Source organism: Pseudoxanthomonas sp. YR558 (genome assembly GCF_900116385.1).
GTDB lineage: Bacteria > Pseudomonadota > Gammaproteobacteria > Xanthomonadales > Xanthomonadaceae > Pseudoxanthomonas_A.
Map to the genome: position 1 here is coordinate 177856 of NZ_FPCI01000001.1, position 23013 is coordinate 200868.

Genomic DNA, 23013 nt, shown 5'->3' on the forward strand with positions numbered 1-23013 from the left:
GCGCGCTCATACCATTTCCTCGGCGCCGGCCATCAGCGAGATGACGCCCTGGTCAGCCAGGCGGCGCACGATCGCGAGGATTTCCTTCTGCGCGCCTTCCACGTCGGACAGGCGCACGGGGCCGCGGGCTTCCATGTCCTCCAGCAGGATCTGCGCCGCGCGCTGGGACATGTTGCGGGTGATCTTTTCCTTGACCTTGGCGTCTGCGCCGCGCAGGGCCAGGCCCAGGCGGTCGTTCGGGACTTCGCGCAGCAGCGCCTGCAGTTCGCGGTCGCCGAGGTCGGCCAGGTTGTCGAACACGAACATCAGGTCCTGGATGCGCGCACCGAGGTCGGCGTCGACCTGGGTGATGTTGCCCAGGATGGCCTGGTCCTGGCCCGAATCCATGAAGTTGAGGATGTTCGCCGCGACCTTCACGCCGCCGATGCTGGAGGCCTTGAGGTTCTGGTTGCCGGCGAACTGGCGCTCCATGATCTCGTTGAGTTCGTTCAGCGCGTTCGGCGGGATGCCGTCCAGCGTGGCGATGCGCAGCAGCACGTCGGTGCGGGTGCGTTCGGGCAGCAGCTTGAGCGTGTCGGCGGCCTGGTCGCTGTCCAGGTGGGCGAGGACGATGGCGATGATCTGCGGATGCTCGTTGCGCACCAGGTCGGAGATCGCGCGCGGGTCCATCCACTTCAGCGTGTCCAGGCCGGTGGTGTTGCGGCCCAGTAGGATGCGGTCGATCAGGCCACCCGCCTTGTCGGCGCCGAGTGCCTGCACCAGCACGTTGCGCACGTAGTCATCGGCGCCCATGCCGAGCGAGGTCTGCTTGTCGAGGGCTTCGCCGAAGTTCGCCATCACCTGCATGACCTGCTCGCGGCTGACGCCGGAGATGGTGGCCATGGCGATGCCGAGCTTCTGTACTTCCTTGGCGTTCATGTGCTTGAGCACTTCGGCGGCATCCTGCTCGCCGAGCGAGAGCAGCAGCACGGCCGCGCGCTGCACGCCGCTGAGGGCATTGTCCTGTGCGTTATTCATCGTTGGCCACCCAGTCCTTGACCACTTGCGCGACCTGCTTGGAGTCGGTCTTCACCGCTTCGCGCGCCTGGCGCAGGCGATCTTCGTAGGCATCCGAGGGCAGGGCGCGCATCGGCGGCAGTTCGTCGTGCGAGAGGGCGGTGGCGGCACGCGCATGGTGTTCGTCGTCGTCGACCACGGTCACGTCGATGCCGTTGTCGTCCTCGCGCTGGGCCTTCTTCGCTTTCGGATCGATGATCTGGCGCATGGCCGGGCGCAGCACGCCGAACAGCAGCAGGATCACCACCAGTGCGCCGATGCCATAGCGGGCGATGTCGCGGACCATCGGGTTGTGCAGCCAGGGGCTTTCCCAGAACGGGACGTCTTCGACCTTGTCCGTCTCGCGCACGAACGGCGCGTTCATCACCGAGACCGAATCGCCGCGCGCGGCGTCGAAGCCCACGGCTTCTTTCACCAGCGCCTCGATGCGGGTCAGCGTGGCGGCGTCCAGCGCGGTCATGACGACCTTGCCGTTCTCGCCGGTGCGCGGCACGTGGTCGACCAGCACGGCGGCGGTGACACGGCGCACGCGGCCGGCCGGCTGGCGGGTGTGCTGCAGCGTGCGGTCCATCTCGAAGTTGCGGGTCGCGCTGCTGGACGTTTCCGTCGGCGCGGCGGGGTTCGTCGCGGCCGCGGCATTCGGGCCGGGCGGCGTGTTGCTGGTCGCGCCGGGCACGCCTTCGGGGCCGGCGGCGGCGACGGTGTTCTGGCTGACCTGCTCGCTGCGGATCTTGGCTGGGTCGTTGGCGAAGGTCTCGCGGGCTTCTTCGGTGACCGAGAAGTCCATGTCCACCGCGACCTCGGCATTGATGCGGCCCGGGCCGGTCAGCGGTTCCAGCAGCTCGCGGATGCGCTCGTTGAAGGAGGTTTCCAGCTTGCGCACGCGCTCGAACTGGGCGGCGTTGAGCGCGGCCTCGCTGTTCGGGTCGCTGATGGTCAGCATGCGGCCGCTCTGGTCGACCACGGTGACGCGCTCCGGCGCCAGGTCGGGGATCGATGAGGACACCAGGTGGACGATGGCATCCACCTGGTTGCGTTCCAGCATCGCGCCGGAGCGCAGGTCCAGCACCACCGACGCGCTGGCGACTTCGCGCTGGCGGGTGAAGGCGGACGGCTTGGGGATGGCCAGGTGCACGCGCGCGTCGCGCACGGGGCGCAACGTGGTGATCGTACGGACCAGTTCGGTTTCCAGGGCGTGCTGGTAGCGCGCGTTCTCGACGAACTGGCTGACGCCGAAGCCCGGGTCGCGCTCCATCATCTCGAAGCCCAGGCGACCGCTTTCGGCCAGGCCCGCGCCGGCCAGCTTCAGGCGGGCGTCGTGCAGGTTTTCCTCCGGGACGGAGATCGCGCCGGTGGACTGGTCGAGCTGGAACGGGATCTGCGCCGCGCGCAGCATGTCGGTGGCTTCGGCGGTGGCCTTGGGATCCAGACCGGTGTAGAGCGGGGTGTAGGCCGGTTTCTGCGACCAGAAGAAGACGAACAGGCCCAGCGCGACCGCGCCGGCGATCAGCAGCAACGTGCCCATCTGCTTGAACACGCGCGCGTCCCCGATCTTGGTCAACGCTGCGCCTGCCTTGTCGGCGGTCAGCGATTCCTTCAGGGCTTCCTTGGACAGCGTGAGGGCCATGGCGATGGGTCGGTTCGTGGAGGTGGCGGGTCAGGGGGTACGGCTTACAACGGCATGTTCATGACGTCCTGGTAGGCCTGCACCAGGCGATTGCGCACTTCGACAGTGGCGCGGAAGGCGACCTGCGACTGCTGCGCCGCCACCATGACCCGGGCCAGGTCCGCGCGCGGGTCGCCGAGTTCGAAGGCCTGGGCCAGCGCACCGGCGTTCTTCTGCGCACTGTTCACGCCTTCCAGCGCGTTCTGCAGCGTCTCGCCGAAGCTCGGTGCCTTGACGCCGGGCTGTTCGAGGCCGACCCCGTTGGGCGTGAACGCGCCCGGGTTCGGCATCGGCTCCAGGGCGCGGGTGCCCAGCTGGTGCTGGTAGCTGCGGATCTGCGAGAGGATGGAGGTGACGTCGGACATGGGCGGGTGCTTCGGTCGTCGGTGTGTCTTGCCGTATCAGCTGCAAGACCTGTGCCGGAACCGTCGTCCGCCGCCAGTCAGTTTTCCGTCGCCAGGGCGGCGTCTTCGCGTTCCACGCCGTACTTGCGCAGCTTCTCCACCAGCGTGGTGCGGCGCAGGCCCAGCAGTTGCGCGGCATGCGCCACCACGCCACCGGCGCGGTCGAGTGCATCGCGGATCAGGTTCAATTCGATCTGGGCGATGTGTTCGCGCAGGTCGATGCCGGCTTCCGGCAGGCGCTCGGCCGTCGGCGCCACAGCCGCAGCCTGGGCCATGACGGGAGCAGCGTGGACGGCGGCCGGTACCGGCATCGCGGCGACGGGCACGGCATCGGCTTCCGGCAGGTGTTCGGGCTGGTAACGCTTGGGCAGGTCGTGCGCGCGCACCAGGCCACCCGGATGCAGCACGGCCAGGCGTTCGACCAGGTTGGTCAGCTCGCGCACGTTGCCGGGCCAGCTGTACTGGCGCAGCGCCAACAGGGCGTCGTGGGCGAACTGCACCTCGCCGCGGCCGGTGCGGGCCAGCTGCGCGGCGATGGTGGCGACCAGCGACGGCAGGTCGTCGGCGCGCTCGCGCAGCGCCGGCATTTCGATCGGGAACACGTTGAGGCGGTAGAACAGGTCTTCGCGGAAGTGGCCGTCGGCGATGCGCTGTTCCAGGTTGCGGTGGGTGGCGGCGATCACGCGCACGTTGCAGCGGATGGTCTGGTTGCCGCCGACGCGCTCGAAGCTGCGCTCCTGCAGCACGCGCAGCAGCTTGACCTGCATCGGCAGGCTCATGTCGCCGATCTCGTCCAGCAGCAGGGTGCCGCCCTCGGCCATCTCGAAGCGGCCCTTGCGCGCGCTCAGCGCGCCGGTGAAAGCGCCCTTCTCGTGGCCGAACAGTTCGCTTTCCAGCAGCTCGGCGGGGATCGCGCCGCAGTTGATCGCGACGAACGGCCCATCGCGGCGCGGCGACTGGTCGTGGATGGCGCGGGCGACGACTTCCTTGCCGGTGCCGGATTCGCCCAGCACGAGCACGGTGGTGTCGAACGCGGCGACCTGGTCGATCATGCGGCGCAGGCGGGTCACGGCCGGGCTGTTGCCGGTGGGGCCGCTGGTGCTGACCTGCTGGGCCTGGTGTTCGGTATCCAGCCGCTTGAGGCTCGCGCGGCGCAGGCAGGCTTCGAGCTGTGCGTGGCGGATCGGGCTTTCGAGCGCCCAGACGCCGGCTTCGTGCAGGCCGTGGGCGCCGGCGAAGGCGGCGGTGTCGCCTTGCAGCAGCAGCACCGGCGGCGGCAGCTGCGCCTTGCCCAGCCAGCCGAAGAAGGCATCGGCGGCCTTCTGGTCGTCGATCGAGCCGACCACGACGGCCAGCCAATCGTGCGGGCGTTGCCGCTGCACATCCACGTCACCGGCACTGACGACCCAGCGCGGTGTGAGGTCCATGAACTCGAGCAGGCCGGCCAGGCGTTCAGCGCGGGCGGCGTCGGTGTCGATGACGAGGATGCGGGATTCACTCATGGCGGCGCTCTTTGAATCGTTCGAGGATGGGCAAGACTTCCTGGATGTAGGAAAGCTTGCTGACGAAGTCGTCGGCGCCGGCGCGCATCGCATGTTCGCGGTGCTCGGCGTCGTCGAAGTGGCTGGCGATCACCACGAAGGGGGGCGCGTCCTGGGTCTTGATCAGGCGCGTGGCCTGCAGGCCGCCCATCTCCGGCATGGCCAGGTCCATCAGCACCACGTCCGGACGCAGGGTCTCGGAGCGTTCGATGGCTTCCAGGCCGTTGCTGGCGCGGCCCACGACATCCAGCCACTCCACCTTGCGCAGGTGGCGCAGGGCGGCGTTGATGAATCCTTCGTGGTCGTCCACCAGCAGTACGGTGATCTTGCTCATTGCGGTCGCGCTCCGTTATCCGGCCTTGGCCAAGACGGATACGGTAGCGCGTCGGCGTTCCCGGGCGGGAGCGATATCGAGCTGTTCCCGGTACTTCGCCACAGTTCGGCGGGCAATGTGAATGCCCTGGCGGGCCAGCAGCCCGGCGATCGCCTCGTCGGCCAGCGGCTTGCCGGCCGGCTCGGAGTCGATGAGGCGGCGCACCATCGCGCGCACGGCCGGGCCGGACACGTTGGCGCCTTCCAGGCGCACGGCGAAGAAGTGCTTCAGCTCGAACGTGCCCCGCGGGGTCTGCATGTACTTGCCGGTGGTGATGCGCGAGATCGTGGATTCGTGCATGCCGATCTCGTCGGCGATTTCCTTCAGCGTCAGCGGGGCCATCGCTTCGTCGCCGTGGGCCAGGAAGCCGGCCTGGCGTTCGACGATGGCGCGCGCGGTGCGCAGCAGGGTGTCGTAGCGGATCGACAGGCCGCGGGTCAGCCAGCGCGCTTCCTGCAGCAGTTCGCGCAGCTTGCCGGCGCCGGGCGAGGCGTCGGCCTGTTCCAGGGCGCGTTCCTGCATCGCATTCACACGGATGCGCGGCGTGCTGGCCGGGTTCAGGGCCACGCGCCAGGCGCAGTCGGCGTGCCAGGCGACGACGTCGGGGATGATGTAACCGGAGGGCGCCGGCGCCAGTGAGGCGCCCGGGCGGGCGTCCAGCGACAGCACCAGGCGTACGCCTTCCATCACCTGGTCGGTATCCAGGTCCAACAGGCGGGCGAGGGCGTCGTATTCATGGGCGGCGAGCAACGCCAGGCCTTCGGCGACGATGCGCTGGGCCACGCGGCGGGCAGGCACGCGGCCGTCCAGGCAGTCCAGCTGCACCAGCAGGCACTCGCGCACGTCCGCGGCGCAGAGGCCGGGGAATTCGCCGCGCATCAGGCGATCGCGCAGGCCGAGCACGACGTCGGTGCGCAGGTCGAAGCGGGCCGAGGCCAGCAGGGCGAGGGTATCGGGCGCCTGCTCCAGGTACCCGCCTTCGTTGGTGTGTTCCAGCCAGAACGCGATCACTTCCAGCGCGCGCTCGTCCAGCTCGAGCGCCAGGCGGTCGAGCACGCGCACGTGCGGGTCGGTCGATTCGCCGGCGGCCACGCGCTGCATGCGGTCGTCATCGCCGTCCTGCCAGCCGGCACCGGGGACGTCCCACAGGTTGGATTCGGGCAGCTCGTCGAACGCGGCGGTCTCGGTGGCGGCAACGTCCTGCGCGGGCATCTCGTCCAGGTCGCCGGACGTGGCGGCGTCGTGGGTGTCCTCGATCTCCAGCAGGGGATTGAGTTCCAGTGCGCGGCGCACTTCCATCTCCAGCTGCAGACCGTCGAGCTGCAGCAGCCGGATGGACTGCAGCAGCTGCGGCGTCAGGTGGAGCTGCTGGCCCAACTGGGCGGAAAGTCCCGTCTTCATCCCCGTAGTCCCCGATTCGATGGCGTGCCAGGGCGGCTTCACATCGTGTGACTACTTTCCGCCTCGGGTGACGGAAAAAAAATCGGGGCGTTTCTGGTTGTGATACGGGCACGCCGGACCGGCCGTCAGGGTTTCCCCTACAGCGTCGGTTTAATGTCGAAGGTGGATGCCCGACGGGGCGTGGCGATCACGGAATTCCGTCACGGAAGCGCTGTCGCCCCCGATGTACTGCAAGGCTCAGGCCAGTTCGTTCTGGTGGCGCGCGGCCAGCAGCAGCAGATCATTGGCGCGGCGGCAGCCCAGCGATTCCATCATCCGCGCACGGTGCGTTTCCACCGTCTTGACGCTGATGCCGAGTTGCGCGGCGATTTCCTTGCTGCTCATGCCGCTGCCCAACTGGCGCAGGATCTCGCGCTGGCGGGGCGACAACGCGGCGATGCCGGTGGGCCGTTGCGGATTGAGCATCGGCGCCAGCATTTTCGAGGAGACCTGTGGGCTCAAAAACACCTGGCCGCTGGCGGCGGCACGCAGGGCGAGCTCGAGTTCCATCGGCGCAGCTTCCTTGACGACGAAGCCGGCGCAACCGCGGTCCAGCGCGACGCGGACCTGGGTGGGATCGTTGTGCATCGACATCATCACCACGCGCACTTGCGGCAGCGATTCGTGCAGCAGCGGTAACAGGTCCAGCCCGCTGCGATCGGGCAGCGAGAGGTCCAACAAGATCACGTCGGGACGGTGGATGGCGGCCATGTCCAGCGCCTGCTGGGCATTGCAGGCTTCGGCCACGACGTCCACGTCGGGCAATGCCTGCAGCAGCCGGCTGATGCCGGCCCGGACCAGGGTGTGGTCGTCGACGATGAGTACACGCACGGGGAGGAGCCAGTCGTTGCCGCTTTGCAGGTCATGTCACGATAGCGGTCGCGTCCTGTCACGCCAATTCACAATCGCGATGGAGACGTGAAACCACGACGTGAGTCACAGTTGGGCGGTCATCGCCCTCGTTGAAGTCGGGTGTGGCGCAATCGCGGTGTGTGATGACGGCCCTCTCTGCGCGAGGCGCAGGGGTCGCGTGCGCGAAACGCGTTTACCTGCGCGGTGCGAGTTGCGACTGGCGCGCTTCGGCGACCTGCCGGCGATGCAGCCGGAACAAGTGACGGTCCATGGCTTCGGCGAGTCCGCCGTTGAGGCCTTCGAACTGCAGCCACAGATGATGTCCGTGAGTGCCTTCCACCTGCGCCAGCACGCGCGCAGGCAGCTCGATGTGATCGCTCAGCCAGGCGGCCGGTTGCAGCGTCACCACGCCGTCGCTGCCATCAGCGGCCTCGAGCGGTGCGGCGATGTCCAGACGCAGGCCGCGATGCGACCAGCGCAGCGCGGTGACCGGCAGCAGGTCGTCGTGACGGCGTGCGAGGCGGCCGAGCAGCGACAGCACCAGGTCGAGCTTCGCTTCGATGCGCTGTTGGCTGGGTGTCGCTTCCTTGCGGTCTTCCGGATCGTCGCCGCGGACATCCTCGGCCACGGCCAGGCCCTGCAGCAGGGCTTCGGCCGGGGCCTGCATCACCGGGCGCGCGCCGAGGGTGAAGCGGGCAGGCAGCACGACATCGCAGGTCAGCGCGCCGTCGAACAGCGTGTGTTCGGCCGGATGCTCCACCAACACGACGGGCGCGGCCACGGCTTAGCCCCCGACAACCGAGAGATAGGCGCGTGCGGCGCGATCGGCGCGCTGCGTGGACTGCATGCGGATGCGTGCCTGCTCGCGTGCGGCCTGCATGTCCTGCTGCAGTTCGAGCTGCGCGCGTAGCAAGGTAGCCAGGGCGTCGTACCCGGCGCTGCGCCCGCCATCGGCATGCAGGAACGCGCGTACGTCGCGGTCATGGCGGTTGAGCAGGGCTTCCACGCCATCCAGTTCGTCGGCATGCAGCGCAGCGCGCATCGCATCCAACTGGTCGAACAGGTCGGCGAGGGCCGGTGTGTCGTTCATCGCGCGGCCGCCATGGCCGGTACCTGCCGTTGTTCGGTGGGAATCGCGTTCCACGCCGATTCGATCTCGCCCAGCAGCTCCAGCGATTCGCGCAACGCGGAGGCGTCGTTATGCAGGTTGGCTTCGATCAGGCGGGTTTGCACGTAGTCGTACAGCGACGACAGGCTGCCGGCGATCTCGCCGCCGGCCTCATGGTCCAGGGAGCCGTTGAGGTGGCCGATGATCGCGCTGACTTCGCCGATCGCCTTGCCCTTGCGCGCCAGGTCGCCGCGCTCCACGCAGGCTTCCGCCAGGCGCAGGCGCTCGCAGGCGCCGCCCAGGAGCAGGGCGACGAGGCGATGCGGGTCGGCCTCCATCACGGCGCTGCTGAGGCCGGTGTTGCGGTACTGCGCGGCATACGATTGAAGTGACATTCCATTTCTCCTGGGGTCCCGGCGCCGCACGGGCGCTCCGGCGGACCCGGCGGGGGCTTATCCGGTCTGGTTGGCGAGCGAGGCCAGCTGTTGAGCGAGGGCGCTGCTGGTGGTGTTCATCTGCGAAATCATGCTGTCCAGCGCGACGAACTGCGCCTTGTAGCGGTTACCCACGGCCTCCATGCGCGCATCCAGGGCGGTGCGCTGGGTGGCGACATCCTTGATCTGCGCGTTCAGGCCGTTGCTACGCAGGGTGAAGGCGCCATCGGTACCGACATAACTGCTGACCGCCTTCTGCAGCGTGCCCGCGAACGCGGTATCGCCGGTGAACGCGGCGCGGATCTTCTCGGGATCAGCGGTCAGGGCGGCGGTGAACTTGCTGCTGTCGAAGACCAGGGTGCCGTCGGACGAGGGATAGCCCTTCGTCTGCAGGCCCAAGGTCTTCGCATCCAGGCCCTGCGCGGCGAGGTCGCCCAACAGGTTGCCCATCAGGTTGCGAAGCTGGCCCGAGGCGCTGCGCATCTGCGCGTCGCCGGTCAGGGCCGAGGGTTCGTTGTTCTCGGCGTCATACTTGGTGGTGGCGTTGATCGCGCCGATTGCCGTGTTGTACGCCGTCACGAAGTCCTGGATCAGCTTGCTGGCCGCGGCCGTGTCGGTGGACACGGTGACGGTGCTGGTGCCTTCGGTCTTCAGGTCCAGGGTGAGGCCCGGGACCGCATCGGTGATCTTGTTGGTGCTGGCGGTGACGGTCAGTCCATCGATCGTCACTTCGGCGTCCGCGGCCGGCACGCGTTCCTGCAGGCTGGTCACAAGGTTTTGCAGATCGCTGCCGCCCGAGGCAAAGGCGAGGGTGAGGCCGTTGGCCGCGCCGGTCTTGTCGGAGGACACCGACAGGTACTGGCCATCGTTGGAGGTCATGACGGCGGCCTGCACGCCCTTGCTGCGCGCGGCAGTGTTGATGGCGCTGCGCACGTCCTGCAGGGTCGCACCTTCGGCGATATCGATGGCGAGCGACTCGCCGCCGACGGTCAGCGTCAATTGGCCGGCGCCGAAGGTGGTGCCGGCGGCGACCGGGGTATTGGTGATCCACTTGTTGGCGGTAGCGAGCGAGCCCACTTCCACGTTGTAGATGCCGTTGGGCGTGCCGCTGGCGACACTGGCGCCCACCACGGTGTCCGTGCCGGACTTGACCGTGCGGACGTCGAAGGCGGTGGCCGACTTCAATGCCTTGAGCGCGGTGTCCAAGCTGCTGAATGCGGAACTGACGGTGCCGATCGCCGACAGCTTGAACTTGGCCTGGGTCTCGATACGGTTCAGGCGGTTGTCGGCGGGCTTGCGGTCGGCCGCGACCAACTGTTCGACCATGCCGGTGATATCCAGCCCCGAACCGATGCCGCCGTAACCGAGCGAGTAATCTGCCATTGCCGTTTCTCCTGTCGCGCCCTTTCCGCAAAAGGGGTGGCCGGGCGGGCCGTCATCCGTTGGCGAATGCGGCCCGCCCGTACAGTTCCAGTAACGGCCTGCGGACGCCGTTCTTTAGCCCACATTTCTCCGTCTCCCACCGCCGCCGTGAGTCCGGCGGCTGGTGAGAAATGCAGGCCGGCAGGCTGATGCAGGATTTGTGCCGGATCGTCGGAACGGGCATAAAAAAACCCCTCCGTTGCCGGAGGGGTTGGGGTACTGCCAAACGGAGGGAGACGAATCCGTCCGTGGACGACAGAGAACTAGGAGGACTGCGGGTCTTGCGGGCCGCGCATCAGCGCAGCAGGGACAACACGTTCTGCGGCACCTGGTTGGCCTGGGCCAGCATGGCCGTGCCGGCCTGCTGCAGGATCTGGGTGCGGGTCAGTTCGGCGGTTTCCTTGGCGAAGTCCGTGTCGCGGATGCGGCTGCGCGACGCGGCCAGGTTTTCCGAGCTGGTCTGCAGGTTGCCGACCACCGAGGTGAAGCGGTTCTGGATCGCGCCGAGGTCGGCGCGGGCCGAATTCACGGCGGTGAGCGCCTTGTCGACGATGGTCACCGCGCGGGACGCGTTGAGAAAGGTGGTCACGTCCAGGTCGGACAGGCCCTTGACCTCACCGGCGCCCGGTGCGCCGCCGGTAACGCCGACGCCCGAGGTGATGCCCGCCGCACCGCTGGTGCCGTAGACGATGGTGATGCCGGCCGCCGCGCCGCTGCCGTTCAATGCGTCGCCAACGGTGTAGTACGAGCCCGTTGTGCCGGTCGATTCGGCATAGACGCCGGTTTCGCCCATCTTGGCGTTGATCGCGCCCATGATCCGGGCCGTGACCTGTGCGCCGGTATCGCCGACCTTCACGTCGACATCGTCGATCGCGACGGTCTTGCCCATCGGGTTGGTCACCGAGATGCCCGTGATCTTGCCGTCGGCGGTGGCCGTGCCGGTCGCGACGCCGACACCGGAGGTCGAGCCGAACTGTACTTTGCCCAGGGCCGTCGAGCGCGCATCGACAGTCTTGTCGATGGCGATGGCCTGGCCGGCGTTGGCGCCGACCTGGAACAGCTGGCTGGAGAACGATCCGTCCAGCAGCTTGGTGCCGTTGAAGTCCGACTGCTTGGCCACGCGATCGATCTCGGCGGTCAGTTGCTTGACCTCGGCGTTCAGCGCGGCGCGGTCGGAGGAAGAGTTGGTCGCGTTGGACGATTGCACGGCCAGTTCGCGGATGCGTTGCAGGTTATTGCCGATTTCGGTCAGCGAGCCTTCGGCGACCTGGGCCAGCGAGATGCCGTCGTTGGCATTGCGCACGGCGACATCGAGGCCGCGGATCTGCGTGCTGAAGCGCTCGGAGATAGCCAGCCCGGCGGCGTCGTCCTTCGCGCTGTTGATGCGCAGGCCGGACGAGAGGCGCTGGATGGTGGTGGCGAGCGAGGCGCCGCTGGTGCTCAGGTTGCGCTGGGCATTCAACGAGATCGTGTTCGTGTTGATGACCTGTGCCATGGCGCTTACCTGGAAGAGAGGGTGTTGCGGTCAGAAACAGAAGGAACGCCCGGCGCCCGCCACCAAGCCGGTGGAGGGCGGATGGATGGCAAGGCCATCCATCCCGGCGCCAATCGGAGGGAGACGAATCCGTCCGGGACGCCCGCGTCGGGCAACGATTCCTGTGAAGCGGTTTAGCGGAGCAGCGACAACACGTTCTGCGGCACCTGGTTGGCCTGGGCCAGCATGGCCGTACCGGCCTGCTGCAGGATCTGGGTGCGGGTCAGTTCGGCGGTTTCCTTGGCGAAGTCCGTGTCGCGGATGCGGCTACGCGAAGCGGCCAGGTTTTCCGAACTGGTCTGCAGGTTGGCGACCACCGAGGTGAAGCGGTTCTGCACCGCACCCAGGTCGGCGCGGGCCGAGTTGACCGAGGTCAGCGCCTTGTCGACGATTTCCAGCGCCTGCTGCGCGCCCTTGAACGTGGAGATGTCCAGGTTGGAGGCGTACTGCTTGGTGGTGGCCACGGTGCTGGCGGTGACGTCGGCCGGGGCGGTGCCGCCGGTCCACGTGCCGGTTTCGATCGCGATGCCCTTGAACGCGCCGTTGGTGCCCACGCTGTCCTTGACCGAGGTCAGGCTAACCGCGCCCGCCGCGCCGAGTTCGGCGTACACGCCGCTCTCGCCGATCTTGGCGTTGATGGCCGTGACCAGTGCCTTGGCGGCGGCGTCGCGGGTGCCCGCGGCCGTGCCCTGCGCGGCGACATCGACGGTGTCGATGGTGACCGTGGCGCCGTCGGCGTTGGTCAGCTGCAGGCCTTCGATCTTCAGCGCAGTCACGCCGTCGGCCGGCGTAGCGGTGGTGAAGGTGGCGGTGGCGAACATCGCGCCGCCCAGCGAGCCGGCCTTGGCGTCGACGACCTTGTCGATCGCGATGGCCTGGCCGGCATTGGCGCCGACCTGGAACAGCTGGCTGGTGAACGAGCCGTCCAGCAGCTTGGTGCCGTTGAAGTCGGCCTGCTTGGCGACACGGTCGATTTCGGAGGCCAACTGCTTGACTTCGGCGTTCAGCGCGGCGCGGTCGGACGAAGAGTTCGTCGCGTTGGCCGACTGGACCGACAGCTCACGGATGCGCTGCAGGTTGTTGCCGATTTCCGTCAGCGAACCTTCGGCGACCTGAGCCAGCGAGATGCCGTCGTTCGCATTGCGAACGGCGACGTCCAGGCCGCGGATCTGGGTGGAGAAGCGCTCGGAGATGGCCAGACCGGCGGCGTCGTCCTTGGCGCTGTTGATGCGCAGGCCGGACGAGAGGCGCTGGATGGTGGTGGCGAGCGACGCGCCGCTGGTGCTCAGATTGCGCTGAGCATTCAGCGAGATGGTGTTGGTGTTGATGACCTGTGCCATGGGAAAGTCCTGGAGTGGAGCGAGGAAGGAATGCCTGGCCGGAGCGGGCGGGAGAGACGCCCGCCCCGGTGCCTAGCGCCGCGTTAGCGGAGCAGGCTGAGCACGTTCTGCGGCACCTGGTTGGCCTGGGCCAGCATGGCCGTACCGGCCTGCTGCAGGATCTGGGTGCGGGTCAGTTCGGCGGTTTCCTTGGCGAAGTCCGTGTCGCGGATGCGGCTGCGCGAAGCGGCCAGGTTTTCCGAGCTGGTCTGCAGGTTGGCGACCACCGAGGTGAAGCGGTTCTGCACCGCACCCAGGTCGGCGCGGGCCGAGTTGACCGAGGTCAGCGCGGCGTCGACGATTTCCAGGGCCTTCTGCGCGCCTTCGAACGTGGTGATGTCCAGGTCCTTGGCGAACGAAGCGGTGGCGGTGGCGGCCGCCGTCGTGGTGGCGGCGGTCAGGCCCGAGCCGGTCACCGTGCCACCGACGACCAGATCCTTGCCGGCCTTCACCGAGTTCAGGGTCACCTGGTCGGCGGTCACCGAGGCGTACACGCCGGTCTCGCCCATCTTCGCGTTGATCGCCGTGGCCAGACCCTTGGCGATGTCGTCGCCGGTGGTGCCGGTGGTGTAGGCGACGGTGTCGATGGCCACCGAGTTGATCGTCAGGCCGGCGATGCTGCCGTTGGCGGCGGCGTCGGCGATGGCCGTGCCGGTCACGTCGGCAGCGAACTTCACGTTGCCCAGCGACTGCGAGCGGGCATCGACGACCTTGTCGATGGCGATCGCCTGGCCGGCATTGGCGCCGACCTGGAACAGCTGGCTGGTGAACGAGCCGTCCAGCAGCTTGGTGCCGTTGAAGTCGGCCTGCTTGGCGACGCGGTCGATTTCCGAGGTCAGCTGCTTGACTTCGGCGTTCAGCGCGGCGCGGTCGGACGAAGAGTTCGTCGCGTTGGCCGACTGGACCGACAGCTCACGGATGCGCTGCAGGTTGTTGCCGATTTCCGTCAGCGAACCTTCGGCGACCTGAGCCAGCGAGATGCCGTCGTTCGCATTGCGAACGGCGACGTCCAGGCCGCGGATCTGGGTGGAGAAGCGCTCGGAGATGGCCAGACCTGCGGCGTCGTCCTTGGCGCTGTTGATGCGCAGGCCGGACGACAGCCGCTGGATCGTGGTCGCCAGCGAGGCGCCGCTGGTGCTCAGATTGCGCTGGGCATTCAGCGAGATGGTGTTGGTGTTGATGACCTGTGCCATGAGTTCGACTCCTTAGGCGTTTTCTGCACGGGGGATGATGTTGTCCAACGATTCCCCGCCGTGCCGCCGGGGACGCTAGGTTCAGCCTTGCAACAAGCTCAATACGCCCTGCGGCGCCTGGTTGGCCTGGGCCAGCATGGCCGTACCGGCCTGCTGCAGGATCTGGGTGCGGGTCAGTTCGGCGGTTTCCTTGGCGAAGTCCGTGTCGCGGATGCGGCTACGCGATGCGGCCAGGTTTTCCGAGCTGGTCTGCAGGTTGGCGACCACCGAGGTGAAGCGGTTCTGGATCGCGCCCAGGTCGGCGCGCGCGCCGTTGACCGAGGTCAGTGCCTTGTCCACCACTTCCAGGGCGCGCTGGGCGCCGGCGAAGGTGGTGATGTCCAGGCCCTGGACGAAGCTGTTCGTGGTGGCGAGGTCGCCGCCGTTGGTGCTGGTTTCGGTCAGGCCGAGGTTCGCCGCCGTCGACACCGTGGCGCCGGTGACGGCGGGGCCGCCGAAGGCCAGTGCGAATTCCTGGCCACCCTTGACCGAGGTCAGGTTGATGACACCGGCCTTGACCTCGGCGTACACGCCGGTCTCGCCCAGCTTGTTATTGATGGCAGCGGCGGCAGCCTGCGTGATCGACTGGCCGGCCTTCACGTCGAAGGCGCCGATGTTGACGGCCGTCGCGCTGCCGCCGGTCGGGGTGACCGAGATCTGCAACTGCGAGTAGGTCGTGTCGGCGGCAGCGGCGTCGACGCCCAGCGCGGTGCCGGCATAGACGTTGGCGAAGGTCACACCGCCCAGGGTCTGCGCACGGGCGTCGACGACCTTGTCGATGGCGATCGCCTGGCCGGCGTTGGCGCCGACCTGGAACAGCTGGCTGGTGAAGGTGCCGTCCAGCAGCTTGGTACCGTTGAAGTCGGCCTGCTTGGCGACGCGATCGATTTCCGAGGTCAGCTGCTTGACTTCGGCGTTCAGCGCCGCGCGGTCGGAAGCGGAGTTGCTGGCGTTGGAGGACTGCACGGCCAGTTCGCGGATGCGCTGCAGGTTGTTGCCGATCTCGGTCAGCGAGCCTTCGGCGACCTGGGCCAGCGAGATGCCGTCGTTCGCGTTGCGGACGGCGACGTCGAGGCCGCGGATCTGCGTGCTGAAGCGTTCGGAGATGGCCAGACCGGCCGCGTCGTCCTTCGCGCTGTTGATGCGCAGGCCCGACGACAAGCGCTGGATGGTGGTGGCCAGAGAGGCGCCGCTGGTGCTCAGGTTGCGCTGAGCGTTAAGCGACATCGTGTTCGTGTTGATTACCTGTGCCATGTTCGTCTCCTCTTATTTGGATTCACGGCGTTGAAGGGAAAAGACGCTGCCGGTTTGTTTTGTTGGGCTAGTCGTCTTCGTGTTGCGAAATGAATAACGGCGCTGCCAAAAAAACCTTTAGGGCAGCTGCAAAAAAATGTGTTAGGGACTCGAAACCCGTGCGGCGCAAGGGTTCGCGGGAAACGTCCGAAACGTGACATCGGCCCTAAAGATGGTCCGGGACGTGCCGTTAAGGCCGCCCCGCGGGCACGCCAAGACACACCGGGCCGGTCACGATGCGCCGTGCGAGCGGTTTGAGCAGAAGGAGGGTGGTGTCGTGCGCCCTGAGCGCAGGTATCGGGCTACGGCGTCGGCGTACGCCAGGCGTCGTCCGGATTGGCGAGCAACGAGAGTCCAGGCATGCGGTACTCGCATCCGATCAACGTGCGTTGCTGCATGCCGGGATGCTCGCCGGCGTAGACCACCAGCGCATGCAGGTCATCGAGCGCGCCGGAGAGTGGCGTGTCGCGGCTGTCCGCCAGCGACTGCTCCAGGCGCGCGCTGGCCGTGTCGATGGGTGCATCGACCAACAACAGCACACGGTTGTCGGTGACGACGATCGCATCGCCTTCGTTGCCCCAGGCGTCCACGGATTCGTCGAGCCGGTAGAGATCCATCGTCGGCGTGCCGTACTGACGCTCGGTCTGGATGAATTCGGCGGGCCGTTCGCGCCGCAGTCTGCTCAGCAAGCCGGCGATGTCGCCAGCCGACGTCCTGCAGGTCAGGGCGTCGACCAGCGTATCCGTCGCCTGCGCGGGCGACGGCGGAGCAGGAGAGGGAGGCGCGATGACCTGCGCCTCCAGCGTCGCGCTCGCGGCCAGCAGCGCCGATGCGAGCGCGAGGGCGGCGTTCCTATTCGATCTGCGCATTGGCATGCGCCGCGTCCAACGCTTCCATCGCGTCGCGGGGCTTGAGTTTGCCGGCCTTCTCGTAGGCGGCGGCAGCGGCGTCTTCCTTCTTGTCCCCGTGCAGGAGCAGCAATACGTTGGCGTGCTCGACGTGCGCGATCGGGGAGTCGGGCGTCAGTTTCAGTGCGGTCTTGATGTGGGATTCTGCTTCGCTCGCCTTGGCGCCATAGGTCAGGCCGCCGATCATCGCGCCGATCTTGCCGATGATCTCCGCGTGGTAGAGCGCCAGCGCGGTGTGCGCCTCGGCGTGCTTCGGGGCCAATTCGAGTGCGGCGTCCAGCGAGGTGCGCACCTTGCCGGCGATGCCCTGTTTGAGCGCCTTGGCGATGCTGAGTCCCTGGCTGTAGCGGCCGAGCGCGAAGGAGTGGCGGTAGTGGCTGTTGGCGTCATCGGGCAATGCCTTGATCGCGGCCTCGGCGAGCTTGGCGCCCTGTTCGAAGCGCTTGAGTTGTTCGGCTTCGTCGTCCACCAGGTACGTGGCGTGGATGCCGATGGCTTTCACCGCGACGGACGCGCCCAGGGGGCCGAGCGCCTCACCGGCCTCGTACGCCGCCTGGAAGTCGCCGCGATGGAACGCACGCCATGCGTCCTGCAGTTGCTGGGCTAGATCGTCGGCCGTGATGCCTTTGGCAGCCTTGCCGACCGCAACGATCAAGGCTTTGGCGCGCTTCTCGTCGGGGTAGGGCTCCTGGTCACCCGCATGCAGGGCAGGCCAGGCTTTCTTGAGCGCATCGCCGGCATAGGCATAGGCCTTGGCGTCGTGCGGAAACGGGGCCCACTTCGAAGACTTCGCTGCCATCTGTCGTCCCTCCCAGGATGTCGCGAGCATGGCCGCGAACGCCGTCCTCAGGCAACCCCTACGCAATCCGTGCGCAGAGCGGCCAATAGTGTGATTGCTCAAGCCGCCGACGGCAGCATCGCATCAAGGAAGCCGGCCACCGTGGTGCGGCACGTGGAACTGAACATGGCCACCAAGAAGAACGCCCGCAAACCCCTCGAGCCGACCCTGCGCCACGTGTGGCTGGCAGGTCTGGGCCTGATCGTCGTGGGCCGCCGCGAAGCCCTGGCCGCGGTCGCCGATGCGACCCAGCGCTTCGATGCCGCGCGCCAGCAGGCCGCCACGTTCGCCAGCACCACGCAGCGCGATGTGCTCGATCGCCTCGCCGATGCCCGTGAGCAAGGCGAAGCCCGCGTTGGCCAGTTCAGCGCCGACGTGGAAGCGCGCCTGGAGCCGGTGCTGGTGAAGCTGGGGCTGAAGAAGAAGCCCGCGCGGAAGGCGTCGCGCAGCCGCAAGGCGGCGCCTGTGCGCGCCAAGACGGTGCGCAAGCCCGCGCCGCGCAAACCCGCGGCCCGCCGCACGCGCCGCGCCTGAGCCTGAGCCTGAGGCCAGCACGACCCTGACGCCCCGGTTCACCGGGGCGTTTTCGTTCATCTAGAGGTGTCGTGTGACAGTGGGCTCGGAGAACCAGTCGTTGTCGCGACCGTTGAAATAACGGATCGGCACCTGGGCCAAGGTCTCGGGCGCCACGTCGTCCAGGCAGGCCAGATTTACCGAGACGTATCGGCCGCCGAGGACCTCCAGTTCGCCCCGGCCGAAGGATTTGATGCCGCAGTGCCGGCAGAACAGGTGCTCCGTGGCGTGGGTGCCAAAGCGGTACCGCCCTAGGTCATCCTCGCCCTGAAGCAGGCGGAACGCCTCGGGCCGCACGACCACGCCCCAGAACCGCGTCTTGGTGCAGATGGAGCAATTGCATCGGCCGCTGCCTGCGGCCAGGTCGAGGTCCGCTTCGTAGCGGATGGCGCCGCAATGGCAGCTCCCGCGGTAGGTCTGGATGGCCATGGACGGGTGCTCCCGGTGGATGAGTCGCCAGTGTGGCTGCCATCGAGGACAGAATCAGTCCGCAATAGGCGCCATACTGCGCCCATGCTCAGCACCTCCAACCGCCTGCTCCGCCTGTTGTCGCTGCTGCAGTCGCGCCGTCATTGGACAGGCGCGGAACTGAGCCAGCGGCTGGACATCGATCGCCGTACGTTGCGCCGCGATGTGGAGCGGCTGCGCGAACTCGGCTACCCGATCGACGCTTCCCCGGGCTTGGGCGGCGGATATCGACTGGGATCCGGAAGCGCGATGCCTCCCGTCCTGCTGGAAGACGACGAGGCGGTCGCCGTAGCCGTGGCGCTGCGGACCGCCGCCGCCAGCGTGGGGCGGATGGAAGACACCTCGTTGCGGCTGCTGTCGAAGCTGGATCAGTGGCTGCCGGCGCGCCTGCGCAAGCGCGCCAGCGCGCTCTACTCGGTGACGCTCTCGCTGGCGGGCGGTGCGCCGACCTCGGATGTGGACGCGCTGTTGCGTATCGCCGGCGCCTGTCGGGACGGCTTCAGGCTGCGCATGCAGTACCGCGACCGCAGCCAGAAGGCGAGTGAACGGCTGATCGAACCCTTGCGACTCGTGCACACCGGCAGTCGGTGGTATCTGGTGGCCTGGGACCTCAAGCGCGAGGACTGGCGGACGTTCCGGGTCGATCGTGTGCAGGCGCTGCACGACACCGGCATGCAGTTCCCGCCGCGCCCGTTCCCGGGCGATGTAGTCGACTATGTCGCCAAGTCGATCACCCAGCCGTTCACCCGCTTCCAGGTGCGGTTGCGCCTGCCGGGATCGATCGAAGAGCAGGCCACGCGCGTACCGCCCTGGTGCGGCATCCTCGAGGCCGGCGACGCGCACCACTGCGTGTTGGAGCTGGGCGCGGAGTCAGTGGAAGCCTTGCTCGCGCTGATGGCTCTGGTGGGGCCTGACTTCGAAATACTCGATGATCGCGGCCTGCTGCCGCAGCTGCGCGCGGCGTCGACCCGTCTGGGCGACGTACTGGCGGCCGCGTAGGCGCGCTTCAGTCGGTGTAGGCCTGCGTCAGCGTGTTGAGATGCACGCGCTCGGCGTCGCGCAGGAACGGCGCCACCAGCATCATCACCTGGACGATGCCCTGGCGGATCGCGGCCTGTTCGTCCTTTTCGCCACGGGTGGCTGCGTAGTTCAACCAGAACGTGGAAATGACCAGCACGTTGGTCGCCGTGGCCGCGAGCTCGGCGGCCGAGGCGCGCATCACGCCGGCATGGCCCAGCCCGCGCATCACCGCCAGCGCACTGTCGTCGGCGCGCTTGAGGATGCGAGCGAAGCGCAGGCGCAGGCGACGGTTGCGGCTCAGGATCTCGACCAGGTCGCGGTACAGGAAGCGGTAATCCCAGATGCACTCGAACACCAGGTGCAGCTGCAGCCAGATGTCTTCCAGCCCGGGCAAGCGATCAGTGGGCGGCGTCAGGGCGGCATCCATGCGCTCTTCGTAGCGGGCGAAGAGCTGCTCGATGATGTCGTCCTTGTTGCGGAAGTGGTAGTACAGGTTGCCGGGGCTGATCTCCAGCTCGTCCGCGATGTGATTGGTCGTGACGTGAGGCTCGCCCTGCGTGTTGAACATCGCCAGGGCGGCTTCGAGGATGCGCTGGCGTGTATCGCGCGCCACTTACGCGGTGAGTTTCTTCACCAGGTCCACGTACTTCTTCTGGGCGTCTTCGGGCGCGGTGCCCTTGAGTTTGGCCCAGGCTTCGTACTTGGCGGTGCCGACGAAGTCGAAGAAACCGGGCTTGTCGCCCTTGACGTCGCCTTCTGAGCCTTGCTTGTACAAGCCATAAAGTCGAAGCAGGGTGTCGTTGTCCGGGCGCTCGGACAGCGTCTGGATGTCCTTGGATGCCTGGTCGAACGCGGTCTTCAGATCTGCCATGGATGATCCCTCCCAGTGATCGCGGCCATCACACCACGGGTAGTGCAGGCGGTCAATCGGCGGCGGGATTGTCGAACCGCAACGGCTCTGGCAACGTAGGCTGCAGGGCGGTCGGAGGGGCTTGCCCACACAATCGAGGGTTGGGTCGTCATGAGCTATTTCGTCACGGGCGCCACGGGATTCATTGGCCGTTATCTGGTCGGCAACCTCCTCAAGCGCAGCGGGACGGTCTACGTGCTGGTCCGGAAGGACTCGCAGAAGAAGTTCGACGCCATCGCCAAGAAGGCCGGCTGGGACATGAAGCGCGTGTCCGTGGTGCACGGCGACATGACCAAGCCGCGATGCGGGCTGACCCCCGCCCAGCTACGCACGCTGACCGGCAAGGTGAAACATTTCTTTCATCTCGCGGCCATCTACGACCTGACGGCCACCCGCGAATCGCAGCAGGCGGCCAACATCGACGGCACCCAGCACGCGCTGGACCTTGCCGCCGCGCTGAAAGCGGGCTGCTTCCACCACACCAGTTCCATCGCGGCCGCAGGCTTGTACCCCGGCATCTTCCGCGAGGACATGTTCGAGGAAGCCGAGGGCCTGGACGATCCCTACCTGCGAACCAAGCATGAGTCCGAAGGCCTCGTGCGCAACGAGAAGCGCATCAAGTGGCGCATCTACCGTCCCGGCATGGTGGTCGGCCACTCCAAGACGGGCGAGATCGATAAGATCGATGGCCCGTACTACTTCTTCACCTTGATCAAGAAGCTGCGCGAGCTGCTGCCGCAATGGGTGCCGGTGCTCGGCATCGAAGGGGGGCGCATCAACATCGTGCCGGTGGATTTCGTCGCCGACGCGATGGACCACATTGCGCACAAGCCGAAGCTGGATGGCCATACCTTCCATCTGACCGACCCGGAGCCGATGCGCGTCGGCGAAGTGCTCAACACGTTCTGCCGTGCCGGCCATGCGCCGGAGATGACCATGCGCATCGACGCACGCATGTTCGCCTTCGTGCCCGGCAGCATCCGCATGGCGGTGGGCAACCTGCCACCGGTGCGACGTTTCATCGGCATGCTCCTGCGCGACTTCAAGATCCCCAAGGAAGTGCTGAAGTTCATCACCTATCCGACGCGCTTCGACAGCCGCGAAACGGAGCGGGCGCTGAAAGGTAGCGGCATCGCCGTGCCGCGCCTGGACGACTACGCATGGCGCCTGTGGGACTACTGGGAGCGCCATCTGGATCCGGACCTGTTCGTCGACCGATCGTTGAAGGGCAAGGTGCGCAACAAGGTGGTCGTCATCACCGGCGGTTCGTCCGGCATCGGCCTGTCCACTGCGCAGCGCGTCGCGGAAGCGGGCGCCACCACGATCATCGTGGCGCGCGGCGAGGAAGAGCTTTTCAAGGCTCGCGACGACATGAAGAAGGCGGGCGGCAAGGTGTTCGCCTATACCGCCGACCTTTCCGATATGGCGGACTGCGATCGGTTGGTGAAGACCGTGCTGGACGAACACGGACACGTGGACATCCTGATCAACAATGCGGGCCGCTCGATCCGTCGCTCCATCGAGGCCAGCTACGATCGCTTCCACGATTTCGAGCGCACGATGCAGCTGAATTACTTCGGCAGTATCCGCCTGATCATGGGCTTCCTGCCGAAGATGACCGAACGCCGGAAGGGCCACATCATCAACATCAGCTCGATCGGCGTGCTGGCCAATTCGCCGCGCTTCTCTGCGTATGTGGCATCGAAGGCGGCCCTGGATGCCTTCAGTCGCTGCGCGCAGGGCGAGCTGTCGGGCAAGGGGATCAGCTTCACCACGATCAACATGCCGCTGGTGAAGACGCCGATGATCGCGCCCACCAAGATGTACGACAGCGTGCCCACGCTGTCCCCGGACGAGGCGGCCGACCTGCTGGTCAAGGCCATCATCGAGAAGCCCAGCCGCATCGCCACGCGCTTGGGTATTTTCGCCGCGCTGGTGAATGCCGTCGCACCGAAGGCTTACGAAGTGGTGATGAACACCGCCTTCGAACTGTTTCCCGATTCGGCCGCCGCCAAGGGCGACCGCAAGGCGCTCAAGGAATCGGCGCCGAGCCAGGAGCAGATCGCATTCGCCGCACTCATGCGGGGCGTGCACTGGTAGCAGCCCTGCTGGCGGAGTCGCTGGGGATGCGGCGTCAGGTGTCCTGTGGCTCAGACCACCGCAACGGCACCGCCTGCAGGTTGCGCATATGCATCGCGAGCGGTTCGATCCGCGACCAGATGAAGTCGCGCAAGTCTGCGTCTTCCACCGTCTCGGTCATGGCGCCATGGAAACACGCCAGCCAGCCGCTGGCCTCGGCCATGCCGATCCGGAAAGGCAAATGGCGGGCGCGCAGCATCGGCGCACCGTGCTTCTGGGTGAACAACGGCGGACCGCCTAGCCAGCCGCTGAGGAACTCGAACAGTTTCTGCTCGCTGCCATCGAGCGAGTCCGGATGTTGCGCGCGTACCGCGGCGGCTTCCGGCAAGGTATCCATCAGCGCGTACATGCGCTGCGTCATCCGGCGCAGGCCGACTTCGCCGCCGATGCGATCGTAGGGAGTTGGGGCGTCAGTCATCGAGG

24 protein-coding genes are annotated in these 23013 nt (G+C 67.1%); 3 read left to right on the forward strand and 21 right to left on the reverse strand.

What is annotated here, in order from left to right:
- Nucleotides 1–6: 6 nt before the first annotated feature.
- The 17 genes from fliG to BM365_RS00845 all read right to left on the reverse strand — a co-directional run bounded on the left by fliG (nucleotide 7) and on the right by BM365_RS00845 (nucleotide 17441).
- A complete protein-coding gene (gene fliG, locus BM365_RS00765) occupies nucleotides 7–1017 on the reverse strand; it encodes a flagellar motor switch protein FliG (protein WP_093302841.1) in 1011 nt (336 codons plus the stop codon).
- On the reverse strand, nucleotides 1010–2683 hold the full coding sequence (gene fliF, locus BM365_RS00770; protein WP_093485711.1) for a flagellar basal-body MS-ring/collar protein FliF: 1674 nt from the start codon (nucleotides 2681–2683) through the stop codon (nucleotides 1010–1012). Before fliF ends, fliG begins: the two co-directional genes overlap by 8 nt.
- Before the next feature lie 44 nt (nucleotides 2684–2727).
- Nucleotides 2728–3087, reverse strand: a complete 360-nt coding sequence (gene fliE / locus BM365_RS00775; RefSeq protein WP_093485713.1) for a flagellar hook-basal body complex protein FliE — start codon at nucleotides 3085–3087, stop codon at nucleotides 2728–2730.
- Between the two features lie 77 nt (nucleotides 3088–3164).
- Nucleotides 3165–4628: a sigma-54 dependent transcriptional regulator gene (locus BM365_RS00780; protein WP_093485715.1), complete on the reverse strand. Its 1464-nt coding sequence runs from the start codon at nucleotides 4626–4628 to the stop codon at nucleotides 3165–3167.
- Nucleotides 4621–5001: a response regulator gene (locus tag BM365_RS00785; RefSeq protein ID WP_056878992.1), complete on the reverse strand. Its 381-nt coding sequence runs from the start codon at nucleotides 4999–5001 to the stop codon at nucleotides 4621–4623. Before BM365_RS00785 ends, BM365_RS00780 begins: the two co-directional genes overlap by 8 nt.
- A 15-nt stretch (nucleotides 5002–5016) precedes the next feature.
- Nucleotides 5017–6441: an RNA polymerase factor sigma-54 gene (rpoN, locus tag BM365_RS00790; RefSeq protein WP_093485717.1), complete on the reverse strand. Its 1425-nt coding sequence runs from the start codon at nucleotides 6439–6441 to the stop codon at nucleotides 5017–5019.
- 237 nt (nucleotides 6442–6678) lie between these two features.
- Nucleotides 6679–7311: a response regulator gene (locus BM365_RS00795; RefSeq protein WP_056878994.1), complete on the reverse strand. Its 633-nt coding sequence runs from the start codon at nucleotides 7309–7311 to the stop codon at nucleotides 6679–6681.
- 214 nt (nucleotides 7312–7525) lie between these two features.
- Nucleotides 7526–8113, reverse strand: coding sequence for a PilZ domain-containing protein (locus BM365_RS00800; protein ID WP_093485719.1), 588 nt, complete (start codon nucleotides 8111–8113; stop codon nucleotides 7526–7528).
- 3 nt (nucleotides 8114–8116) lie between these two features.
- Nucleotides 8117–8422 carry a hypothetical protein gene (locus BM365_RS00805; protein ID WP_093485721.1) on the reverse strand — a complete coding sequence of 102 codons (306 nt, stop codon included), beginning with the start codon at nucleotides 8420–8422 and terminating at the stop codon, nucleotides 8117–8119.
- On the reverse strand, nucleotides 8419–8835 hold the full coding sequence (gene fliS, locus BM365_RS00810; RefSeq protein WP_093485723.1) for a flagellar export chaperone FliS: 417 nt from the start codon (nucleotides 8833–8835) through the stop codon (nucleotides 8419–8421). The genes BM365_RS00805 and fliS overlap by 4 nt, the downstream gene beginning before the upstream one ends.
- A gap of 57 nt (nucleotides 8836–8892) precedes the next feature.
- Nucleotides 8893–10257: a flagellar filament capping protein FliD gene (fliD, locus tag BM365_RS00815; protein WP_093485725.1), complete on the reverse strand. Its 1365-nt coding sequence runs from the start codon at nucleotides 10255–10257 to the stop codon at nucleotides 8893–8895.
- Nucleotides 10258–10591: 334 nt separating this feature from the next.
- Nucleotides 10592–11791: a flagellin gene (locus BM365_RS00820; RefSeq protein ID WP_093485727.1), complete on the reverse strand. Its 1200-nt coding sequence runs from the start codon at nucleotides 11789–11791 to the stop codon at nucleotides 10592–10594.
- A 173-nt stretch (nucleotides 11792–11964) separates the two neighbouring features.
- A complete protein-coding gene (locus tag BM365_RS00825) occupies nucleotides 11965–13170 on the reverse strand; it encodes a flagellin (RefSeq protein WP_093485729.1) in 1206 nt (401 codons plus the stop codon).
- 83 nt (nucleotides 13171–13253) lie between these two features.
- Nucleotides 13254–14402 (reverse strand): flagellin, encoded by a 1149-nt coding sequence (locus BM365_RS00830; RefSeq protein ID WP_093485731.1) that lies wholly within the window; start codon nucleotides 14400–14402, stop codon nucleotides 13254–13256.
- A gap of 81 nt (nucleotides 14403–14483) precedes the next feature.
- Complete coding sequence (locus BM365_RS00835; protein WP_093485733.1) at nucleotides 14484–15695, reverse strand: flagellin; 1212 nt, start codon at nucleotides 15693–15695, stop codon at nucleotides 14484–14486.
- Between the two features lie 341 nt (nucleotides 15696–16036).
- Entirely contained in the window at nucleotides 16037–16609 is a 573-nt protein-coding gene (locus BM365_RS00840; protein ID WP_139227249.1) for a hypothetical protein, read from the reverse strand.
- Nucleotides 16587–17441: a tetratricopeptide repeat protein gene (locus BM365_RS00845; RefSeq protein ID WP_093485737.1), complete on the reverse strand. Its 855-nt coding sequence runs from the start codon at nucleotides 17439–17441 to the stop codon at nucleotides 16587–16589. The genes BM365_RS00840 and BM365_RS00845 overlap by 23 nt, the downstream gene beginning before the upstream one ends.
- Nucleotides 17442–17606: 165 nt before the next feature.
- On the opposite strand from BM365_RS00845, the gene BM365_RS00850 reads away from it, so the two are divergent.
- Nucleotides 17607–18014: a hypothetical protein gene (locus BM365_RS00850; RefSeq protein WP_139227251.1), complete on the forward strand. Its 408-nt coding sequence runs from the start codon at nucleotides 17607–17609 to the stop codon at nucleotides 18012–18014.
- Between the two features lie 60 nt (nucleotides 18015–18074).
- Here the strand turns inward: BM365_RS00850 and BM365_RS00855 are convergent, their stop codons facing one another.
- The gene (locus BM365_RS00855) at nucleotides 18075–18482 is read right to left on the reverse strand and encodes a GFA family protein (protein WP_093485741.1); all 408 of its coding nucleotides are present in this window, start codon (nucleotides 18480–18482) and stop codon (nucleotides 18075–18077) included.
- An 84-nt stretch (nucleotides 18483–18566) separates the two neighbouring features.
- Here BM365_RS00855 and BM365_RS00860 point away from each other — a divergent pair, with 84 nt between their 5' ends.
- Nucleotides 18567–19520 carry a helix-turn-helix transcriptional regulator gene (locus tag BM365_RS00860; protein ID WP_093485743.1) on the forward strand — a complete coding sequence of 318 codons (954 nt, stop codon included), beginning with the start codon at nucleotides 18567–18569 and terminating at the stop codon, nucleotides 19518–19520.
- 7 nt (nucleotides 19521–19527) lie between these two features.
- Here BM365_RS00860 and BM365_RS00865 read toward each other — a convergent pair whose 3' ends face one another.
- Nucleotides 19528–20154: a TetR/AcrR family transcriptional regulator gene (locus tag BM365_RS00865; protein WP_093485745.1), complete on the reverse strand. Its 627-nt coding sequence runs from the start codon at nucleotides 20152–20154 to the stop codon at nucleotides 19528–19530.
- Complete coding sequence (locus tag BM365_RS00870) at nucleotides 20155–20412, reverse strand: acyl-CoA-binding protein (RefSeq protein WP_056879007.1); 258 nt, start codon at nucleotides 20410–20412, stop codon at nucleotides 20155–20157. It abuts the gene before it with no gap.
- Between the two features lie 150 nt (nucleotides 20413–20562).
- On the opposite strand from BM365_RS00870, the gene BM365_RS00875 reads away from it, so the two are divergent.
- A complete protein-coding gene (locus BM365_RS00875; protein ID WP_093485747.1) occupies nucleotides 20563–22551 on the forward strand; it encodes an SDR family oxidoreductase in 1989 nt (662 codons plus the stop codon).
- Nucleotides 22552–22585: 34 nt separating this feature from the next.
- Here the strand turns inward: BM365_RS00875 and BM365_RS00880 are convergent, their stop codons facing one another.
- Nucleotides 22586–23008: a group II truncated hemoglobin gene (locus BM365_RS00880; protein ID WP_093485749.1), complete on the reverse strand. Its 423-nt coding sequence runs from the start codon at nucleotides 23006–23008 to the stop codon at nucleotides 22586–22588.
- Nucleotides 23009–23013: the final 5 nt, after the last annotated feature.

Excerpts from the sequence above, each read along its gene's own strand:
- fliG (WP_093302841.1), bottom strand. The coding sequence starts at position 1,017 with ATGAATAACGCACAGGACAATGCCCTCAGCGGCGTGCAGCGCGCGGCC.
- fliF (WP_093485711.1), bottom strand. The coding sequence starts at position 2,683 with ATGGCCCTCACGCTGTCCAAGGAAGCCCTGAAGGAATCGCTGACCGCC.
- fliE (WP_093485713.1), bottom strand. The coding sequence starts at position 3,087 with ATGTCCGACGTCACCTCCATCCTCTCGCAGATCCGCAGCTACCAGCAC.
- BM365_RS00780 (WP_093485715.1), bottom strand. The coding sequence starts at position 4,628 with ATGAGTGAATCCCGCATCCTCGTCATCGACACCGACGCCGCCCGCGCT.
- BM365_RS00785 (WP_056878992.1), bottom strand. The coding sequence starts at position 5,001 with ATGAGCAAGATCACCGTACTGCTGGTGGACGACCACGAAGGATTCATC.
- rpoN (WP_093485717.1), bottom strand. The coding sequence starts at position 6,441 with ATGAAGACGGGACTTTCCGCCCAGTTGGGCCAGCAGCTCCACCTGACG.
- BM365_RS00805 (WP_093485721.1), bottom strand. The coding sequence starts at position 8,422 with ATGAACGACACACCGGCCCTCGCCGACCTGTTCGACCAGTTGGATGCG.
- fliS (WP_093485723.1), bottom strand. The coding sequence starts at position 8,835 with ATGTCACTTCAATCGTATGCCGCGCAGTACCGCAACACCGGCCTCAGC.
- fliD (WP_093485725.1), bottom strand. The coding sequence starts at position 10,257 with ATGGCAGATTACTCGCTCGGTTACGGCGGCATCGGTTCGGGGCTGGAT.
- BM365_RS00820 (WP_093485727.1), bottom strand. The coding sequence starts at position 11,791 with ATGGCACAGGTCATCAACACGAACACGATCTCGTTGAATGCCCAGCGC.
- BM365_RS00825 (WP_093485729.1), bottom strand. The coding sequence starts at position 13,170 with ATGGCACAGGTCATCAACACCAACACCATCTCGCTGAATGCTCAGCGC.
- BM365_RS00830 (WP_093485731.1), bottom strand. The coding sequence starts at position 14,402 with ATGGCACAGGTCATCAACACCAACACCATCTCGCTGAATGCCCAGCGC.
- BM365_RS00835 (WP_093485733.1), bottom strand. The coding sequence starts at position 15,695 with ATGGCACAGGTAATCAACACGAACACGATGTCGCTTAACGCTCAGCGC.
- BM365_RS00840 (WP_139227249.1), bottom strand. The coding sequence starts at position 16,609 with ATGCCAATGCGCAGATCGAATAGGAACGCCGCCCTCGCGCTCGCATCG.
- BM365_RS00845 (WP_093485737.1), bottom strand. The coding sequence starts at position 17,441 with ATGGCAGCGAAGTCTTCGAAGTGGGCCCCGTTTCCGCACGACGCCAAG.
- BM365_RS00850 (WP_139227251.1), top strand. The coding sequence starts at position 17,607 with ATGGCCACCAAGAAGAACGCCCGCAAACCCCTCGAGCCGACCCTGCGC.
- BM365_RS00855 (WP_093485741.1), bottom strand. The coding sequence starts at position 18,482 with ATGGCCATCCAGACCTACCGCGGGAGCTGCCATTGCGGCGCCATCCGC.
- BM365_RS00860 (WP_093485743.1), top strand. The coding sequence starts at position 18,567 with ATGCTCAGCACCTCCAACCGCCTGCTCCGCCTGTTGTCGCTGCTGCAG.
- BM365_RS00870 (WP_056879007.1), bottom strand. The coding sequence starts at position 20,412 with ATGGCAGATCTGAAGACCGCGTTCGACCAGGCATCCAAGGACATCCAG.
- BM365_RS00875 (WP_093485747.1), top strand. The coding sequence starts at position 20,563 with ATGAGCTATTTCGTCACGGGCGCCACGGGATTCATTGGCCGTTATCTG.
- BM365_RS00880 (WP_093485749.1), bottom strand. The coding sequence starts at position 23,008 with ATGACTGACGCCCCAACTCCCTACGATCGCATCGGCGGCGAAGTCGGC.